The organism is Vibrio ouci, assembly GCF_004551525.1.
GTDB classification, from domain to species: domain Bacteria; phylum Pseudomonadota; class Gammaproteobacteria; order Enterobacterales; family Vibrionaceae; genus Vibrio; species Vibrio ouci.
On record NZ_SATR01000012.1, the window covers coordinates 88,307 to 107,661 of the forward strand.

Genomic DNA, 19,355 nt, shown 5'->3' on the forward strand with positions numbered 1-19,355 from the left:
ACCCCACGCGGTAGGAAACCCGTGGACGTTTAATTTATTGAAGATTAAATAAATGACTGAATCTTTTGCTCAACTCTTTGAAGAGTTTCTAAACGAAACAGAATTCCAACAAGGCAGCATCGTTAAAGGTACTGTAGTAGCTATCGAGAACGGTTTCGTTCTTGTTGACGCTGGTCTTAAGTCTGAATCTGCTATCCCTGCTGAACAGTTCAAGAACGCTGCTGGCGAACTTGAAGTTGAAGTTGGTGCTGAAGTAGACGTAGCTCTAGACGCTGTTGAAGATGGTTTCGGTGAGACTCAACTTTCTCGTGAGAAAGCGAAGCGTCACGAAGCTTGGATCGTTCTTGAGAAAGCTTGTGAAGAAGCTGAAACTGTTGTTGGTATCATCAACGGTAAAGTTAAAGGCGGTTTCACTGTTGAACTAAACGGTATCCGTGCTTTCCTTCCTGGTTCTCTAGTAGACGTGCGTCCTATCCGCGACACTGCTCACCTAGAAAACAAAGAGCTAGAGTTCAAAGTTATCAAACTTGACCAGAAGCGTAACAACGTAGTTGTTTCTCGCCGTGCAGTTATCGAGTCTGAGAACAGCGTTGAGCGTGATGAGCTTCTAGAAACTCTACAAGAAGGCGCAGAAGTTAAAGGTATCGTTAAGAACCTTACTGACTACGGTGCATTCGTAGACCTAGGCGGCGTTGACGGCCTACTACACATCACTGACATGGCTTGGAAGCGCGTTAAGCACCCTTCTGAGATCGTTAACGTTGGTGACGAGATCCAAGTTAAAGTTCTTAAGTTCGATCGTGAGCGTACTCGCGTATCACTAGGTCTTAAGCAGCTAGGCGAAGATCCATGGGTAGCTATCGCTAAGCGTTACCCAGAAGGTCACAAACTATCTGGTCGCGTTACTAACCTAACTGACTACGGCTGTTTCGTTGAAATCGAAGAAGGCGTTGAAGGTCTAGTACACGTTTCTGAAATGGATTGGACTAACAAGAACATCCACCCATCTAAAGTTGTTAATGTTGGCGACGAAGTTGAGGTTATGGTTCTTGAAATCGACGAAGAACGTCGTCGTATCTCTCTAGGTCTGAAACAGTGTAAAGCTAACCCATGGCAATCTTTCGCTGAAGCGCAAGCTAAAGGCGACAAGGTTACTGGTAAGATCAAGTCTATCACTGACTTTGGTATCTTCATCGGTCTAGAAGGCGGCATCGACGGTCTAGTTCACCTATCTGACATTTCTTGGAATGTTGCAGGCGAAGAAGCTGTACGTGAGTACAAGAAAGGCGACGAGATCTCTGCTGTAGTTCTAGCTGTAGATGCAGAGCGCGAGCGTATCTCTCTAGGCGTTAAGCAAATGGAAAATGACCCATTCAACGCTTACGTTGCAGATAACAAGAAAGGTGCACTAGTTAACGGTACTGTTACTGCAGTAGACGCTAAAGGTGCAACTATCGAGCTTGAAGAAGGTGTAGAAGGTTACCTACGTGCTTCTGAAGTTTCACGTGACCGTATCGAAGATGCGTCACTAATCCTAAGCGTTGGTGACAGCGTTGAAGCTAAGTTCACAGGTGTAGACCGTAAGAACCGCGTAATCAACCTATCTATCAAAGCTAAAGATGAAGCTGAAGAGCAAGAAGCAATGGCTTCACTGAACAAAGCAGACGATGCTTCGTTCGGTAACGCTATGGCTGACGCTTTCAAAGCAGCTAAAGGCGAATAATTAAATCGCTTTTAAGAAAAAGGAGCCGAAAGGCTCCTTTTTTATGTTTACGTAATAACTAGTAGTAATACCAATCTCTACAAGATGTTCTGAAAAAAGCACTTTTTCACTACACACATTGTTCAATTTTTGTCTAAAATTGAAGGCAAGTGTTTGTTGGAACTGGTATTACTTACTATAATAAGTGATAAATTACTCTATGAGGGCAACTATGACTAAGTCTGAATTGATTGAAAGACTCTGTGCAGAACAGACGCACCTTTCAGCGAAAGAGATAGAAGATGCTGTAAAAGATATTTTAGAGCATATGGCGTCAACTCTAGAAGGTGGCGATCGAATTGAGATCCGTGGTTTCGGTAGTTTCTCTTTGCACTTCCGTGAACCTAGAGTCGGCCGTAACCCAAAAACTGGTGACAAAGTGGAGTTGGAAGGTAAATTCGTTCCACACTTTAAACCGGGTAAAGAATTACGTGAGCGCGTTAATCTAGGGTAAGCGACGTAATCTATTGATAAAAAGGCGGCATACGGAAGTATGCCGCTTTTTTATAACTCGAATTACAGAGATAACCATGGTTTGTTTCGAGCTTTTACTGCATAATCGTACGGCAGAACTAATCTTAGGTGATGGACTATGAAAATTATAAAAATCGTTCTTGTACTGGCCCTATTCTTAATTGCACTGGCATTAGGCTCTCAGAATCAAGCTATCGTGACATTTAACTACCTCATTGCTCAGGGAGACTTTCACTTATCTACACTGCTAGGTGTAGTATTCGTGGTTGGTTTCAGCCTTGCTTGGTTAGTATTTGGTGGCTTACACCTTAGATCGCAGCTCCAAGTTCGAAAACTGAAGAAGAAACTTAATAAGCTTTCTCCTCCAGCTGTTGAGCCGACTCAAGAAAAAGCTTAACAAGATTTTTATTAGGTAGGCTGTTACTTGATGTTAGAAATTCTCTTCTTATTACTACCAATTGCCGCAGCATATGGCTGGTATATGGGTAATCGCAGTGCCCAACAAGATAAGCAGAAACAATCTAATCAAATATCCCGTCAATACGTGACGGGTCTAAACCTGCTTTTATCAGATCAATCTGATAAAGCGGTAGACCACTTTATTGAACTTCTTCAAGTTGATAATGAAACTATCGATACGCACTTAGCGTTAGGTAATTTGTTTCGATCGCGTGGAGAGGTCGACCGCGCTATTCGCATTCACCAAAATCTCATCTCTCGCTCAGGTCTTACTATTGACCAAAAAAACATCGCGCTTCAACAACTAGCAAAAGACTACATGGCGTCAGGCTTTTTGGATCGCGCTGAAAAAATCTTCGAGCAGCTTGTGGATGAACCTGATCATAGAGAAGCGGCGCTTCAGCAACTTGTCGCGATCTATCAGCAGACGCGTGAGTGGAGTAAAGCGATTCACTACGCTTCTTTATTGGTTAAAATGGGCCGCAAGCGTATGCGTACTAGCATTGGCCATTTTTGGTGTGAGCTTGCAATGCAAGAGCAAGCTGACGGCAACCACGCGCAGGCTAGACAAAACTTCAAAAAGGCTTTAGCTGAAGATCCTAGATGCGTTAGGGCGAGTATTGCTCTTGGTAAGCTCTACCTAGAGGATGAAGATTACAAGCGCACTATCGCTCATTTAGAAGCGGTGTTGGAGCAAGATAGTGACTTTGTTAGCGAAGTTTTACCGACACTGGCTGAGTGTTATCACCATCTAGGTCAAGAAGATGAGCTACTGAATTTCTTACGCCAATGCATTGTAAGTAAAGCCGGCGTGTCGGCGGAGCTTATGCTGGCGCAAATGGTGGCCAAACATGATGGCCCAGGAGCGGCTCAAGAGCTATTGACTCGCCAGCTGGTAAAGAATCCAACCATGAAAGGTTTCTATCGCTTGATGGATTACCATCTAGCTGAAGCGGAAGAAGGGCGAGCTAAAGCGAGCTTAGATACGCTACAGAAATTAGTTGGTGAACAGTTAAAAGTGAAGCCCCATTACCGTTGTCGTAAGTGCGGCTTCTCAACCCATTCAATGTATTGGCATTGTCCTTCCTGTAAAGGGTGGGGGACGATCAAGCCAATCCGTGGATTGGATGGCGAATGATTTTAAAAGATTGGGTAAATCCCATAACAAATGGCAGCGGTGATCCCGCTGCTTTTTTTCGATTTGTTTAAAGTAAGTTAGGAGATGAAATGATCGACCAAAAAGTAATTGTCGCACTGGATTATGATAACCAAGCAGACGCACTCGCTTTTGTTGATAGAATCGACCCAAGCTCTTGCCGCTTAAAAGTAGGTAAAGAGATGTTCACACTATTTGGTCCTGATTTCGTTAAAGAGCTACACAAACGTGGTTTCTCTGTGTTCCTCGATCTTAAGTTCCATGACATTCCAAATACCTGTTCTAAAGCAGTGCGCGCAGCCGCAGAGATGGGCGTGTGGATGGTTAACGTTCATGCAAGCGGTGGAGAACGTATGATGGCAGCGTCACGCGAGATTCTCGAGCCTTATGGCAAAGATCGTCCGCTACTTATAGGCGTAACGGTACTGACCAGTATGGAACAGAGCGATTTGGCGGGTATTGGACTGGATATTGCCCCACAAGAGCAAGTGATTCGTCTCGCTAACCTAACTAAAAACTCAGGTCTAGATGGCGTAGTATGTTCTGCTCAAGAAGCTTCAATGCTTAAGAGTGAGCTTGGTAAAGAGTTCAAGCTTGTAACCCCGGGTATTCGCCCTGCAGGTGCCGCGGTTGGCGACCAGAAGCGAATCATGACTCCTGTTGATGCAGTTCAAGCTGGTTCAGATTACTTGGTGATTGGTCGCCCAATCACTCAAGCTAGCGATCCTGCAGCGGTACTTGCGGAAATCAACGCTACACTAAAATAGTGTATATACTTTAATATCTTAGGAAAGCCAGCGTTCGCTGGCTTTTTTGTCCTTATTAAGTTAGTGGTTACTAGCTTATACCTAGATCAATCTCTCAAACGTATATTTTAATTGGTATCAATTTATAAATTGAATCTAACTTTAGTTGTAAGCTTATCTTAATCAACAGCTCTACAGCTTGATGTACTCCCTCAGTCTTAATGATCTGTGCGTACACCAAGTTACTAATTTAGGTACTTTCTATGACAGACACACTAGCCGCAGCCGTTGGACCTGATCCGCTATCGGGACCTGCCCACAACAAAGTGACGCCAGCAGACGTCGCTAAAGTTAAAGCCGAAGTGTTAAAGCGAATTAATCAATCGGCTCACCTGTCGCAAGGTTTTCGATTAGTCAATCAAGCCGATTACCAATCAAGTTTAGCCGAGCTACGAGGCAAGCTAAAATCTAAAAGTTTCCAGCAGACAGACGAAGGCAAGATGTGCAAGTTAATGCACGATATCCTGACTGATGACGCGCATTTGGCGGAGTATTTAGACGAGGATATTGCCCAATACCTCGAAACAAATGAAGCTGGGAAGAAAATACTCAATACCAAGGCAATGGATTTTCATGGCAAAAACCAAGTAGCCAACGCCAAGCTGAAGAGAAAACAGCTATTCCTGATGTTTAAAGAAATCATTCAGGCTCAGGTAGAACTGAATACGTTCGCGCAAAGACTGAAAGTGGCGTTTGGCGCCGAAATCAGCTTTCCTCCTGGAGCGTATGGCGGCATCAAAAGTTACAGTGGGGCATTAGCTAAAATCACTACACGTATGAGAAACAACGATGTCGGTGATTTAAAAGATTGCGCGCGTATCACCGTAAAAGTGAAAAAGTTTAAAGATCTACAGGGGGCAAAGTTGTTCATTTGTGGAACTGAAGAGTTTAAAGCGGTTGCTTCGCATCAAAAATCCCTTAAAGACCGATATCAGCTCGCTGGCACCAGTAGCGCGTTAGCACAGCATAATGTCGAGCCCGATAGTAGCGGCTATAAAGATATTAAATTCTTCCTTAAGATGAGTGGTGGGCAAATTGCTGAGCTACAGCTGAATATTCCGGGGATGCTGATTGCGAAAAAGAAAGCTCACATAGTTTATGATATCGCGCGCACTAATCAGGATGCGTTTGATGGCAGACAGAAATTTCAGGTAACCAGTCCTGAAGTACTGGAAAAAGTGAAAAAGAAAATGGATGGTGACTGGTTTGGCTTCATCCGCTCAAAGCTAAATGGCATTGGGCCTGATGCGGATTGTGTAGAATCAATGATTGATGTACTTAAGAGTAAAGGCACTCTCATTGTTGAACCCAAGCAAGCAGAGGCGTTGAACCGAATTAGTAAACAGCTTTATGCTGCTGGATTAGGGGAAGCGTTACTCGACCCTAAGTAAATAAAAAAGGATGCACTAAGCATCCTTTTTTATTAAGCGGGAACACCACTATGGAACTTAAAGTCACTGTCGGGTGATGAAATTAGCTCGGCTTCTAAACGACCGAAGTAATCGATGCGTTCAGTGATATCTTTTCCAGCGATCTCTTCGGCTAGTGTCAGGTAGTCTTGATAATGACGAGCTTCAGAGCGAAGCAGTGACACGTAGAATTTTGCGATATCTTCATCCATATGAGGAGCAAGCTTAGCGAAACGTTCACAAGAGCGTGCCTCGATGTAGGCGCCGATAATAAGCTTATCAATCAGTGTTTGTGGCTCATGGGTCGCCATATGACCAATCAGCCCTTTGGCATAACGACTTGCTTGCACTGGTTCATAGGCCATCCCACGGTTGCCCATAATCTCAAGCACTTGATAGAAATGGTGTAGCTCTTCTTTGATCAGTAAAACCATTTTATCAATCAAATCTTGGCTATATGGCGAGTTTGATTTAGCCATGATTGCTTTAGATATATTACTTTTGCCTTTGAGAGTCTCTAGGCTACCAGTTTTGCGGTAAGCGAAATCTTCATAAGGCTTAAACCAATCTAATAAACTGTGGGCGCTCTCTTTATCTACTGCGTATTTTCGAATTAGGTACATTGCGGATTGGCCCGCTTTAAGCTCACATAATAAGTGATCGATAAGGACCACTTTGAGGTTTTCCGGTTTACGAGCTTCTTCAACCCATGCATCTGGAGTTGAGCACTGTAGAAAGCCGTTTATTGGCTCAAGTAGTGACTGGTATTGTTCTAATTCGATCATCTTGGTCTTACTTTACTAAATAAATAGAAAAAGGCCGCTAGTGCGACCTTTTTGAAAATAGCTGTGCGGATTATATTACCACTTTTTCTTCTCACCAAAGAGTGCGTCCATATCATTTTGGCGCTGGCTCTCTTCCATCTGGTGTAACTCTTCTGCGTTTTTAGTTTGGCGTTTAGACTCAAGTTCGTCGTACATAGTCTGCAGCTTTTCACGCGCTTGATTTGAATAAGCGTCGTTTTTAGTACTTAGTGCATCCAAGCCTTTTTTCAGTAACTGGATTGCGGTACCTGGCTGGCCACGAACTATTGCGTCGTTTGAACGCTTAATTACGTTTTCAATGTTGATACGTACTTGGATGGTTTCTAAGCGCGCATTCTCAGTGACATAAGCCTGAGTCTCAAAGCGGCCTTTGTTGTGCTCGCTGCGAATGGTGTCGCGTAGACGCTTCACCAACTTCAGCATAACAATCGCTTGTTTATCGCTGCTTGGCACTTTAAAGCTAGTGCTTTCGCCACCTTTGTAGTTCTCTTCAAGTTGCTTGATCTGATCTTTAACGTGGGCGACACGCTGCTCAAGATGTTTATTCTTCGGATCGAGTTCATGCATACTGAGAACTGCATCTAGGATACGAGTATTCAGGCACACCAATAGCTCTTTGCTGTATGGCATGTGATGAGCGTGGCCGATAAGCTCTTCTGTTGCATCAATAATTTGCAGGTAACGCGAACTTTCCTGTTTGCGCGCTGTTTCCGCTTTAACTTTATACTGGAGCATAATGTTATAGCCGAGAACTAACACCAGTAAGATGGCAACTAAAGCTATGATTAAACCAATATTCATAAATTCCGTATCTTATGTTTTTTAGTGGCTAGCCGTTAAGCATACACGATCCTGCCATGCGACTGTAACTGTTTCGCATTATTGCTCAACTTAGTAATTTTATTAATGAAAACTCTCTTTGCAAAGCTCAATCTGAGTATTTGGTTGCAAAATGCGCATTATCAACAAAAAACTGCCTGCTTTTCTAAACAGTCGCCCCAATTTGACTATCAATTTCACTTTTAAGGCGTTATAACTAAATATTATAAACTATGTTTGATCGCTGTGCGGCATCGATAAGGGATTACGAGGTCAGAATGAAATTACAACAATTGAAGTATATTGTTGAGGTTGTTAACCATAACTTAAATGTTTCTGCTACGGCGGAGAGCCTTTACACCTCTCAACCAGGCATCAGTAAACAGGTTCGTTTACTAGAAGATGAACTTGGAATTCAGATCTTCGAGCGTAGTGGTAAGCACTTAACGCAAGTGACGGGTGCTGGTGAAGACATTATTCGCATCTCTCAAGAGATTCTTGCTCGCGTTGAAAGTATCAAAGCGGTTGCGGGTGAGCATACTCATCCAGAAATGGGCACGCTGAATATTTCGACAACGCACACTCAGGCGCGTTATGCGCTCCCTGACGTGATCAAAGGTTTTACTGCTCGTTACCCGAAAGTATCACTGCACATGCACCAAGGCACGCCTTCGCAAATGTCTGAAGCTATTGCTAAAGGTACAGCGAACTTTGCCATTGCAACCGAAGCGCTTCATCTCTATCAAGATGCCATTATGCTGCCTTGTTATCACTGGAATCGTTCAATCGTTGTGCCTAAGAACCATCCATTGGCGCAGAAAGAGAAAGTGACAATCCAAGATTTAGCTTCATTCCCGCTGGTCACTTATGTGTTTGGTTTTACCGGACGCTCAGAGCTTGATACTGCGTTTAACAAATATGGTTTAACACCGCGAGTGGTATTTACCGCAACCGACGCTGATGTTATCAAGACTTATGTTCGTATGGGGATCGGTGTGGGTGTGATCGCAAGTATGGCCATCGACCAAGAGCAAGATACTGATCTGGTGGCGATCGACGCGAGCCATATCTTTGGTGCGAGTACCACAAGCATTGGCTTTAGACGCGGTACTTTCCTTCGCTCTTACATGTTTGACTTTATGGAACGCTTCGCACCGCATTTAACACGCCCAGTGGTTGAGCAGGCGCTATCTCTGAAATCTAATGCTGAGATTGAAGAGATGTTTAAGGATATTGACCTACCAGTTCGCTAATCCGCTACCATCTTGTGTGACTTCCCTCTAAACTAGCGTTTTCAGGGGGAAGTCATGTTACATCTATTCCAATCACTCGACCGTTTCTTAGTCGACAACCAATCGCTGTGGCGCTTTGAGCCCTTTTTTACCAGCCGTACCAATACGCTTCCTTGGCTGGCGGATAACACTTCGTTATGTACTTGGTTAGAGTCTTTATCCCCTGAGCAAATCGAGCACCTTAAACTGGATAATGATGCGCTCGTTGAGACAATCTCTGACTACCTACCTCAAATCACGCAAATTGCTACTTGGACTAATCTACCAACGCTAAAAACTCGAGGTCTGCAGTTGTCTCGCGGAGTCGACAGTGGCGTGCCGGGAAGAAAGCTACAACAGATTGTCTCAATGGGAGAGGCGGCGTTGAACTTACACCATGGCAGCGAATGGCTAGAGTGGTGTTCTGGCAAAGGGTTTTTAGGAAGGATTCTTGCCAGTCAATCAGGGCAGGCGGTGACCAGCTTTGAGTATCAACAAGCGTTGTGCGAATCAGGGCAGCATGAGGCGGATAAGCAGGGATTAACGATGAAGTTTGTCCAAGGTGACGCGTTTAGTCCTGACTCTATCGATGCGTTTAACTCCAATCAGCATGCCGTCGCACTGCATGCCTGCGGCGACTTACATGTGTCACTGATTCATTATGGCAGCCAAAAACAGCTGCCAGCACTGACGTTTTCGCCATGTTGTTACCATCTCATTCGTGCAGAGACTTATCAGCCAATGTCTGATGCGGCCAAGCGGTCTAGTCTAGCCTTGAATAAGTCAGAGCTGCGCATTCCGCTGCAAGAAACCGTCACGGGTGGTGAACGGGTCAAGCGACATCGTATCGAAGAGATGACGTTCCGCCTAGGTTTTGACTTGTTGCTAAAAGAAGCCAAGGGAGTGGAGCAATATCAGCCAATACCGAGCATTAAAAAGTCTCAATTGTCTGAAGGCTTTGCGGCTTTTTGCCACTGGGCGAGCGAACAAAAGGGTATTGAGTTGCCAGAGGTCGACTATGCTGAGTATGAGGAGAAAGGTCGTCAGCGTTATTGGCAGATGGAGCGGATGAGCCTTGTTCAGCAGCCGTTTAGACGAGCATTGGAACTTTGGCTGGTGCTAGATAAAGCTCTATATCTTGAACAATGCGGTTACAAGGTCAAGTTATCTCAATTCTGCTCCAGAGAAACAACCCCGCGTAATATCTTGGTTCATGCCACAAAGCGTTAAAAGTAACCTGTATCTCCTTTTGTTACTTAAATGTTAAAGTCTGCTTTTCTTTTCTCCGGCTTACTGGTAATAATTAGAGTGCACACAAATTGTGCAACTCAATAAATATAAACATTTAAACACAACAAAATTATTGCTTACACCAAGCCATTCGCAACCCGCCCGTAGCCGTTATCATCACTTGATACCGCAGGAAGTAGAGCGTGGTTGACTTAGCTCAAAAAGGACACGGCCAAATTTAGGCGAAGCCTTTTGCGCAAAGTATGTTTGATGGTCAATGGATTGGTATCACATCAAGGAGTTAAGATGAAAGCAGGAAAAGTTTTTGCGACCGCTGTTCTCGCAGGTGTCACATTACTCTCATCCACTAGTATTATGGCGAAAACGGCAAAAGTAGCCGTTTCGCAAATTGTTGAGCACCCAGCTCTGGATGCAGCTCGCCAAGGTTTGATCGATGGTCTAAAGGCCAAAGGTTATGAGCAAGGTAAGAACCTCGAATTTGATTACAAAACGGCGCAAGGCAACCCTGCAATCGCAGTGCAAATCGCCCGTCAATATGTGGGTGAAAAACCAGATGTGTTAGTGGGTATTGCAACTCCAACCGCGCAGGCACTGGTTTCAGCAACCCGTTCTATTCCTGTGGTTTTCACTGCCGTAACAGATCCTGTTGGGGCGAAGCTAGTAAAAAGCTTAGAGCAACCGGGTAAAAACGTAACCGGTCTTTCTGATCTTTCTCCTGTTAGTCAGCACGTTGAATTGATCAAAGAGATCATCCCAGATGTGAAATCTATTGGTGTGGTGTTCAACCCAGGTGAAGCCAATGCAGTCACTCTGGTTGATCTTCTTAAGCAAAGTGCTGAGGCTCAAGGTATTCAAGTTGTTGAAGCAACCGCGCTGAAAAGTGCAGATGTCCAATCTGCAACTCAAGCGATTGCAGCGAAATCTGATGTCATCTACGCACCGACTGATAACACAGTTGCAAGTGCTATTGAAGGTATGATTGTTGCGGCTAATCAAGCGAAAACACCTGTATTGGGTGGCGCTACGTCATACGTTGAGAAAGGCGCTATCGCGAGCTTAGGCTTTGATTACTACCAAGTTGGTGTACAAACTGCAGATTATGTTGCAGCCATCATTGAAGGCACTAACCCTGGCACATTAGATGTCAAAGTAGCGAAAGGCTCAGACCTTGTGGTCAATAAAACGGCTGCGGCGAAACTAGGTGTCACCATTCCTCAATCTGTACTTGAACGAGCAACAAGCGTTAAGTAAATGCTCTTACCTCAACCCGGTCTAGAACTGGGTTGAGGTTAACTAACATTTGCAGAAAGGGAGTTGTTGATGTCTGCTTTTGCATTTTTTGGTGCGCTTGAAATTGGTCTGTTATACGGACTTGTAGCTTTGGGCGTCTATTTAACTTTTCGTGTTCTCGACTTTCCAGATCTCAGTGTTGATGGAAGCTTTCCTATGGGTGCGGCTGTTGCTGCAACGGCAATCGTCTCAGGCATAAACCCATGGGTAGCGACTTTCATGGCAATTATCGCTGGTGCGGCGACGGGGTGGGTAACGGCTTTTCTCGCAGTCAGATGTGGCATCTTACACCTGCTCGCGTCGATACTGACGATGATTGCGGCCTTCTCTATAAACATCCGAATTATGGGGCGTCCAAACGTTGCCTTACTCGGTGAAGAAACCATCCTAACTCCATTTGAAGCCATCGGTGATCCAATGCTGGTTCGTCCATTGGTAGTTGGTGTATTGGTGCTGATCTCAGCATGGTTTGTGGTTCGTCTACTCAATAGTGACTTTGGCTTGGGCTTGAGAGCAACAGGTGTTAACGCTCGAATGGTCTCTGCGCAAGGTGCGAGTACCGCTTTTTACACTTACTTCGGTCTTGCTCTCTCTAACGGTTTTGTTGGATTTTCTGGTGCGCTATTTGCTCAAACCAACAGCTTTGCAGACGTGACTTCTGGCGTCGGTACCATTGTTGTTGGCCTTGCTGCCGTTATCTTAGGTCAGACGCTAATACCGGGTCGTAAGATTTGGGTCGCTGTTGTCGCCGTTATTGTTGGTTCGGTGATCTATCGTCTAGCGGTCGCGTTTGCATTAAGTTCTGGGATGTTTGGTTTGCAAGCATCGGACCTAAACTTGGTCACTGCAGTACTGGTTGCCGCAGCATTGATCGCACCAAAAATTAAAGGAAACCTAAAGTCAAAAAAGCGTAGTCGCCCACAAGCTCAAGGAAAAGAGTCTGGAGAAGTAGCATGATTCGATTGGAAGATATTCAAGTAACGTTTAATCCAGGCACAATCTTGGAAAACAGAGCGTTAAGAGGGGTGACTTTAGAAGTGCCAGAGCATCAATTTCTAACAGTGATTGGTTCGAATGGTGCCGGTAAATCAACCTTGCTTGGGGCGGTGACAGGTGAAACTCCTATGATTGGCGGTAAAGTTATTATTGATGAACTCGATGTAACCAAACAAACCGTCGATCAGCGTGCACAGCAATGTGCGAGAGTGTTCCAAGATCCACTCGCGGGTACATGTGGCGAGTTGACCATAGAAGAGAATATGGCTCTTGCTTACATGCGTGGTAAAAGGCGTGGCTGGAGCTTGTCGCTATCGTCCAAGCGTCGCCAGCTTTTCCAAGAAAGGATCAGTATTCTCGGCTTAGGGTTAGAGGATAGGTTGGGTGATAGCATAGGGCTGCTTTCCGGAGGGCAACGCCAAGCGGTGAGTCTCGTGATGGCAACGCTATCGGATAGTAAATTGCTGCTATTGGATGAACATACTGCGGCACTAGATCCTCGTATGGCGGCATTTATCATCGACTTAACCAAGAAAATCGTTAATGAGTTTAACTTAACTGTGATGATGGTAACTCACTCGATGAAAGATGCATTAGCTTGTGGTGATCGCACGGTGATGCTACACCAAGGGGAGATTGTGTTAGATGTCGCTGGAGAGCAGCGCCAGAATATGCAAGTTCCAGATCTATTAGAGATGTTCTCTAAGGTGAGAGGAGAAGAGTTAGCCGATGACAGTTTGTTGTTGAACTAGGCAAAAGTTGGCTGAATTTTAACGAGACTGACTCTTTGAAAATGATACTTATGTGTCATAATTGAAAACAATACGTTTCCAAGCCTATTTGCCTTGTATAGGTGAATAGGCTTTTATTGTTATTTGAGGGCGGGATGCAGGTAAAAAGGCATTTTAGTTTAAAATTTGTATTGTTAATGCCTTTGGTAATTGCCCTGTTGGTCTTAGCCTTAACAGGTAAGAACTATTACGATTCGGTTAATCGTGATATCGATGATGAGTACGAACGTATTACCGAAGCGTTGTCTCGCGCCAGTAAAGTGATCAGTGCGATTGATTACAGCTTTTCTAACTACTCCAAATCTAGCTACATTTTAATGTTAGAGCACAATATCCAAGTAAAAGATGGTTTGTGCCAAATGTGGCCGATAGATGCCTTGCTCTTGTCTGAAGGGCGACACCACGAGATTCCTGCCGTAGACATAAATTATATGCTGGTGGGTGACGCGAGCTTATGTGATCCAGAAAGCGAAGAGTATAAACGTGTATCTGGGCAGGTTTCTCTCGCTCCAGTGTTATCCTTTCTCCACGATATTGACTCCTATTTACTTGGTATCCACTATATCGACCGTGAAGGCTATCTGATGTCTTCGCCGGATACTTATGCGAGAAGCATTACTGCTGAATTACTCGCTACCTTGAAGGCTCGTCCTTATTGGCAGCAAACGGCCAATAATAGAGACTTAATTACGGTTACGGGTCCAGCACCGATGCCAACGACCAGTGTCTTAGTACTGAGTATGACCATGCCCGTTTATCAAGGTGAAGTACTTCAAGGTATGCTCTCACTTGATATTTCTTATGACGATATCCTCGATACGCATGGGAAGCTTGCGGGTAAATTAGGCATTGTTGATACTGGCTTCCTTTCCTTGCCAGACAATGCGATGCGCACGCTAGATCTAGAACTAGAGGGAGCAAGGGGTTCACACACGCTTTTTTATCAGTTTGACTTAGCAAAAGAGATTCGAAACTTTTTTATTTTTGAACGTTATAGCTTAGCGGTCGTGGCCTTTATTTACGTCTTCTCTGTTATTGTCTTGTTTTTCATTAATACTCGTGTCGAGCATGGTTACTTCAAAGAACTGGCCGCCAAAGATCCAATGACTGGGCTGCTTAACCGCCGAGGGTTGAAGGCGTTTTTGAAAACAGCGCAACATAGCGACTATATAGCGTTAGCGGTATTCGATATCGACAACTTTAAATCGATTAATGACACCTATGGCCATGATGTTGGGGACACTGTCATTAGCCATGTCGCCGATCAAATCACTCTCAATATTCGACAAAGCGATGTGGCGGCACGTATTGGCGGGGAAGAGTTTGTTATCTATATGACGGGTAACGATAAGGCGCTACTGCAAAAAGGTATGACTCGTGTTCAACTGGCGATTGTTGCGACTTCTGCTGACGCGGTAGAAAGTGGCTTTACGATTTCTGGTGGTGTAGAAATCGTCACTAAGGATGAAGAGCGCGGCTTTGATTCTTTATTCAAAGCCGCAGACGAAAAGCTCTACCAAGCCAAAACAACAGGTAAAGATAAGCTAGTATTCTAAGCTGATACCAGCTCATCGCGATATCGAGTAATGTACTCAACAATCGGCGCCGCTTTATTAAAGGTGCGGATTTCTCTAAACAACTCTGCTGCTTCTGGGTATTGTTGGCGTAAGTATGAGAACCACTGTTTTACTCGATTCGGATAGTAAAGACCTTTATCGCCTTTCATTTCATACTGCGAGTAAATCAGCAACAGTTCGACAACTTCAAACCACGACATTACTTTGTGGTTGTGTTTCACGACATTGCCAAGGTTTGGCACGTTAAACGCACCGCGGCATACCATCAGTGAATCAACACCCGTTGTCTCAATACAGGCTTGTCCGTCTTGGTAATTCCAGATTTCACCATTGGCGATCAATGGAATTGAAAAGCGCTGTCTAATCTGATTGATATAGTCCCACTTTATTTCGCTGGCTTTATAGCCGCCAGTTTTGGTGCGTGCATGAACGGTGAGCTCGTTTGCGCCAGCGCTTTGAATAGCATCAACAATTTCAAAACAGTCATCTGGGTTTTCCCAACCGAGGCGAATTTTTGCGGTAACAGGAGTACCCTGTGGCACTGCATCACGGCAGGCTTTAACCACGTTATGGATAAGCTCTGGGTGTTGTAGAAGGGCTGCGCCACCTTTGCTCTTGTTGACCAGTTTAGCTGGGCAGCCAAAGTTTAGGTCGATGCCTTTTGCCCCTAGCTCTGCAGCGCGAATCGCATTCTCAGCCATCCATTTAGGGTCTTGACCAAGCAATTGTACGTGTACAGGAACGCCGGACTTAGTTTGCGAGCCTTGGAGTAGTTCTGGACACAAGCGATGAAATACATGATCAGGTAATAGCTGATCGACAACTCGAACAAACTCAGTGACACATAAATCATAGTCATTGATGTCCGTTAGAATTTCTCTCATCAAATGGTCTAACACGCCCTCCATCGGGCCTAAAACTACTCGCATAAAAAACGCCTCTTTTTAAGGAGGCGTGATTTTAGAGGTTAGGGGCAGAAATGTCACGAGCTCTATGCCATTTCGGTCGTCTGTCTAGTTTCACCTGTTAGAGGAGAGTAATAGAGGATCGGTAACCTTTCTTCAATGGTAAAGCTTGGCGTGTAATAGTAATAACACTCGTTACCTGACGTATACCAGCTGACAATCTCTTCTTCTGACGGAAGTACCGTCCCTGGATCGTCATGTTGCGAACGTATCTCTAGGTCAGTATCGACCAAAGCATCCCACAGCAACACGCAGTCTCCACCACGAATAAGGATCGTATCATTATCATTTGGAGTCAGTGGTGTTTGGTTGACTGATATCGGGAATCCAGTTGTCGATGGGTAGACATCACCGTTACCGTAATCGACCACACCCGTTGGTTCACCTTCAGTTAGCCATTTGGCATGGTAAAGACCCACAGACGCTTCAAAGCTTGCAAATGCAGCGTCAGCGCGCGCAAGGTGGGCATCTCGCTGATAATTGAGAAAGCGCGGGGCAGCGGTCACAGCAAGTACACCAAGAATAACAATGACCACAACCAGCTCGATGAGAGTGAAGCCTTTATTGCGATAGTTTTTCATTGCAAATACTACAAAAAATAAAACAAATGTAAGGAAATGTAATTGTTCGCATCATGCGCCTAGAATTCAAATTCTCAAAGAGAAATAAGTGTCGGCGAAGAAAAAAGGCTAGGCAGAAATCTCTCTTGCTAGCCGTGACGGGTACATTGTCGAAATTTTACAAGGAGAGGCTATCGAATCAGGGAGGAAAGTCTCGAAGTGACCCAAGGCCTTGCATAGGGTTATAATGCGCCCAATATATGGTTAACACTAGAAAATGATAATGAAGTATCAATTACTGACACTAGAAGACTCAATTACTGATGAATCTCCGTTTTTTATTGAAGGTTTGACGCTCGCTGCCAATATGGCAACTAAGCCGTTAGCGCCTGAAACTTGGCTGCCTTCAGTATTTTCGCAGCAAGCAGACGCAGCGAAAGGGGCAATTGAAGGGCAGATTAATCAGCAATATGGCTTTCTAAAACGCAACGAGTATTCGCTGTTGGCACTGCTAGAAGAAGAGACTAAAGGCGAGCAGTTGGCTGATTTCGCAGAAGGTTTTATGACCTTGTGGCCAACCATTGAAGAACAATGGATGGAAGTGAATGTCGGTGATGGTACGCTGCGCATGTTACAAGCGATGCTGACTACCTTTATGTTGGCGATCGACGAAGAGCAAACGCAACATCAGATGAAAGAATCAGGTATTGAGTGCCCACCAAGCTTGGCGGATTTTCTCGATCAAATTGACTTGATGATTTCAGAGGTTGCACAGTCAGCTGATGAAGCGATGATTGGCGCCAAAGCTCAAAGTGTTAATCCATATAAAGATATTGGTCGTAATGACGCTTGCCCATGTAACAGCGGAAAAAAGTTTAAACAGTGCTGCGGAAAGTAGTTATCTCAACCGAACAAACTTAACCTTCTCCGGTCAAAGAGAAGGTTAAAGCACGTTATAACTAGATCAAACCAACAATCAGGGTAGAACTTAATGAAAAAATTGGCCGTATTATTTTTGATGAGCTTTTCAGTTTTAGCTGCGCCTAAAGATGAATTAAGCCAGCGTCTACAAAAGAACGATGGCTTTAGTGCGGACTTTGCTCAGCAATTGATTAGCCCTGAAGGTGACCTGGTGATGGAAGGGCAGGGTAAAGTCGAAATTGCGAGACCGAGCTTATTCCGTTGGACGACAACGGCACCAGACGAAAATGTACTGGTTTCGGACGGTCAATCGCTTTGGTATTACAGCCCGTTTATCGAACAAGTGAGTATTTACTGGCAAGAACAAGCAACAGAGCAAACACCTTTCGTTTTGTTGACGCGTAATCGCGCCAGTGACTGGGATAACTACAAGGTTGACCAGCAAGGTGATACTTTCATCCTGACGCCTACCGCAGCAGACAGTAACCAAGGTCAGTTCAAGCTAAACATTGATGAGCAAGGCGCTGTTCAAGGTTTTAGTGTGGTTGAGCAAGATGGCCAGCAAAGTAACTTTACGTTTAACAACATTAACCTCAATAAGCCAAAGGCAAACCGTTTTACTTTTGTAATTCCTGAAGGTGTAGAGGTTGATGACCAAAGGAACTAAATGTGAGTAATTTCTCATTCGATTTTTCAGGGGACGAAGATTTTCGTCCCCTTGCCGCTAGAATGCGCCCAGAAACGCTCGAGCAATATATCGGTCAGCAGCATATTCTGGGTGTCGGAAAGCCTCTGCGTCGTGCTTTGGAAGCGGGTCATATTCACTCAATGATTTTGTGGGGCCCTCCGGGTACCGGAAAGACGACCCTAGCTGAAGTCGCAGCCAATTACGCGAATGCGGAGGTAGAGCGTGTCTCTGCGGTTACCTCGGGTGTGAAAGAAATCCGCGCGGCGATTGAAAGAGCGCGTGAGAACAAACTTGCCGGTAGACGCACAATCTTGTTCGTTGACGAGGTGCATCGCTTCAATAAATCACAACAAGATGCATTTTTGCCGCACATTGAAGATGGCACGGTGACCTTCATCGGTGCCACAACGGAAAACCCATCTTTTGAGCTTAACAACGCATTGCTCTCACGGGCACGTGTGTACAAATTGACCTCGTTGGCTCAACAGGATATTCGTCTAGCGCTTAAACAAGCGATTGAAGATCAAGAACGAGGTTTAGGCAACGTAGAAGCATCTTTTGCTGAAGGTGTCCTTGAGCGATTGTCTGAGTTAGTTAATGGTGATGCTCGTATGTCACTGAATTACCTTGAACTTCTCTACGATATGGCCGAAGAAGATGAGCAGGGTGTGAAGGTAATTACCTTACCGCTATTAGCTGAAGTTGCGGGTGAAAAAGTCTCTCGTTTTGATAACAAGGGCGATATTTGGTACGACCTTATTTCGGTAGTACATAAGTCGATTCGCGGCTCTAACCCAGATGCGGCGCTGTATTGGTCTGCACGTATGATTGCCGCAGGTTGTGACCCGCTTTATATCGCCCGCCGTTTGCTTGCTATCGCATCAGAAGATGTGGGTAATGCAGACCCTAGGGCGATGCAAGTTGCGCTCTCTGCATGGGATTGTTTTACCCGTGTTGGCCCAGCAGAAGGTGAGCGAGCAATTGCACAAGCGATTGTTTACCTAGCGTGTGCACCAAAAAGTAATGCCGTGTATACCGCGTGGAAGCAAGCCTTAACGGATGCGCATAATCTGCCTGAGTATGAAGTGCCTGTTCATTTACGTAATGCACCGACCTCTTTGATGAAAGATCTTGGCTATGGGCAAGAGTATCGTTATGCCCACGATGAGCCAGGAGCGTATGCGGCAGGTGAACAGTATTTGCCACCTGAAATGGCAGAGACACGCTACTATCAACCGACAAATAGGGGCTTAGAAACCAAAATTGGCGAAAAGTTAGATTACTTGGCTAGTTTAGACGCAAAAAGCCCACAAAAGCGCTATGAATAAGCGAGCAT

19 protein-coding genes are annotated in these 19,355 nt (G+C 44.9%); 15 read left to right on the forward strand and 4 right to left on the reverse strand.

Annotated features, from left to right (window positions below):
* The first annotated feature begins 52 nt into the window (after positions 1–52).
* The 6 genes from rpsA to ELS82_RS09965 all read left to right on the forward strand — a co-directional run bounded on the left by rpsA (position 53) and on the right by ELS82_RS09965 (position 6,048).
* Positions 53–1,723, forward strand: coding sequence for a 30S ribosomal protein S1 (rpsA, locus tag ELS82_RS09940; RefSeq protein ID WP_134835345.1), 1,671 nt, complete (start codon positions 53–55; stop codon positions 1,721–1,723).
* Between the two features lie 211 nt (positions 1,724–1,934).
* The gene (ihfB, locus tag ELS82_RS09945) at positions 1,935–2,216 is read left to right on the forward strand and encodes an integration host factor subunit beta (protein ID WP_053438311.1); all 282 of its coding nucleotides are present in this window, start codon (positions 1,935–1,937) and stop codon (positions 2,214–2,216) included.
* A gap of 138 nt (positions 2,217–2,354) precedes the next feature.
* Positions 2,355–2,633 carry a LapA family protein gene (locus tag ELS82_RS09950; protein ID WP_134835346.1) on the forward strand — a complete coding sequence of 93 codons (279 nt, stop codon included), beginning with the start codon at positions 2,355–2,357 and terminating at the stop codon, positions 2,631–2,633.
* 30 nt (positions 2,634–2,663) lie between these two features.
* Positions 2,664–3,833 carry a lipopolysaccharide assembly protein LapB gene (gene lapB / locus ELS82_RS09955; RefSeq protein WP_053438309.1) on the forward strand — a complete coding sequence of 390 codons (1,170 nt, stop codon included), beginning with the start codon at positions 2,664–2,666 and terminating at the stop codon, positions 3,831–3,833.
* A gap of 89 nt (positions 3,834–3,922) precedes the next feature.
* Complete coding sequence (gene pyrF, locus ELS82_RS09960; RefSeq protein WP_134835347.1) at positions 3,923–4,618, forward strand: orotidine-5'-phosphate decarboxylase; 696 nt, start codon at positions 3,923–3,925, stop codon at positions 4,616–4,618.
* 242 nt (positions 4,619–4,860) lie between these two features.
* On the forward strand, positions 4,861–6,048 hold the full coding sequence (locus tag ELS82_RS09965) for a hypothetical protein (RefSeq protein ID WP_134835348.1): 1,188 nt from the start codon (positions 4,861–4,863) through the stop codon (positions 6,046–6,048).
* A 32-nt stretch (positions 6,049–6,080) separates the two neighbouring features.
* Here the strand turns inward: ELS82_RS09965 and miaE are convergent, their stop codons facing one another.
* Together miaE and ELS82_RS09975 are read right to left on the reverse strand one after the other, a co-directional pair.
* Positions 6,081–6,851: a tRNA isopentenyl-2-thiomethyl-A-37 hydroxylase MiaE gene (gene miaE, locus ELS82_RS09970; protein WP_134835349.1), complete on the reverse strand. Its 771-nt coding sequence runs from the start codon at positions 6,849–6,851 to the stop codon at positions 6,081–6,083.
* Between the two features lie 75 nt (positions 6,852–6,926).
* A complete protein-coding gene (locus ELS82_RS09975; RefSeq protein WP_134835350.1) occupies positions 6,927–7,691 on the reverse strand; it encodes a DNA repair protein in 765 nt (254 codons plus the stop codon).
* Positions 7,692–7,987: 296 nt separating this feature from the next.
* On the opposite strand from ELS82_RS09975, the gene cysB reads away from it, so the two are divergent.
* The 6 genes from cysB (at position 7,988) to ELS82_RS10005 (ending at position 14,864) form a co-directional block, all read left to right on the forward strand.
* On the forward strand, positions 7,988–8,962 hold the full coding sequence (gene cysB, locus ELS82_RS09980) for an HTH-type transcriptional regulator CysB (protein WP_053438304.1): 975 nt from the start codon (positions 7,988–7,990) through the stop codon (positions 8,960–8,962).
* 54 nt (positions 8,963–9,016) lie between these two features.
* Positions 9,017–10,210, forward strand: coding sequence for a methyltransferase (locus tag ELS82_RS09985; protein ID WP_134835351.1), 1,194 nt, complete (start codon positions 9,017–9,019; stop codon positions 10,208–10,210).
* A gap of 306 nt (positions 10,211–10,516) precedes the next feature.
* Entirely contained in the window at positions 10,517–11,482 is a 966-nt protein-coding gene (locus ELS82_RS09990; RefSeq protein ID WP_134835352.1) for an ABC transporter substrate-binding protein, read from the forward strand.
* Between the two features lie 69 nt (positions 11,483–11,551).
* Positions 11,552–12,478 carry an ABC transporter permease gene (locus ELS82_RS09995; protein ID WP_134835353.1) on the forward strand — a complete coding sequence of 309 codons (927 nt, stop codon included), beginning with the start codon at positions 11,552–11,554 and terminating at the stop codon, positions 12,476–12,478.
* Positions 12,475–13,269 carry an ABC transporter ATP-binding protein gene (locus ELS82_RS10000; protein WP_134835354.1) on the forward strand — a complete coding sequence of 265 codons (795 nt, stop codon included), beginning with the start codon at positions 12,475–12,477 and terminating at the stop codon, positions 13,267–13,269. Before ELS82_RS09995 ends, ELS82_RS10000 begins: the two co-directional genes overlap by 4 nt.
* A gap of 134 nt (positions 13,270–13,403) precedes the next feature.
* Entirely contained in the window at positions 13,404–14,864 is a 1,461-nt protein-coding gene (locus ELS82_RS10005) for a sensor domain-containing diguanylate cyclase (protein ID WP_134835355.1), read from the forward strand.
* Here the strand turns inward: ELS82_RS10005 and dusC are convergent.
* Entirely contained in the window at positions 14,861–15,814 is a 954-nt protein-coding gene (gene dusC / locus ELS82_RS10010) for a tRNA dihydrouridine(16) synthase DusC (RefSeq protein WP_134835356.1), read from the reverse strand. The genes ELS82_RS10005 and dusC overlap by 4 nt on opposite strands.
* 62 nt (positions 15,815–15,876) lie before the next feature.
* Positions 15,877–16,431, reverse strand: a complete 555-nt coding sequence (locus ELS82_RS10015) for a prepilin-type N-terminal cleavage/methylation domain-containing protein (RefSeq protein ID WP_134835357.1) — start codon at positions 16,429–16,431, stop codon at positions 15,877–15,879.
* A gap of 262 nt (positions 16,432–16,693) precedes the next feature.
* Here ELS82_RS10015 and ELS82_RS10020 point away from each other — a divergent pair, with 262 nt between their 5' ends.
* From ELS82_RS10020 to ELS82_RS10030, 3 genes are all read left to right on the forward strand, one after another.
* Positions 16,694–17,308, forward strand: coding sequence for a YecA/YgfB family protein (locus ELS82_RS10020; RefSeq protein WP_134835358.1), 615 nt, complete (start codon positions 16,694–16,696; stop codon positions 17,306–17,308).
* 93 nt (positions 17,309–17,401) lie between these two features.
* A complete protein-coding gene (gene lolA / locus ELS82_RS10025) occupies positions 17,402–17,998 on the forward strand; it encodes an outer membrane lipoprotein periplasmic chaperone LolA (protein ID WP_053438296.1) in 597 nt (198 codons plus the stop codon).
* Between the two features lie 2 nt (positions 17,999–18,000).
* Positions 18,001–19,347: a replication-associated recombination protein A gene (locus ELS82_RS10030; protein WP_134835359.1), complete on the forward strand. Its 1,347-nt coding sequence runs from the start codon at positions 18,001–18,003 to the stop codon at positions 19,345–19,347.
* Positions 19,348–19,355 lie beyond the last annotated feature (8 nt).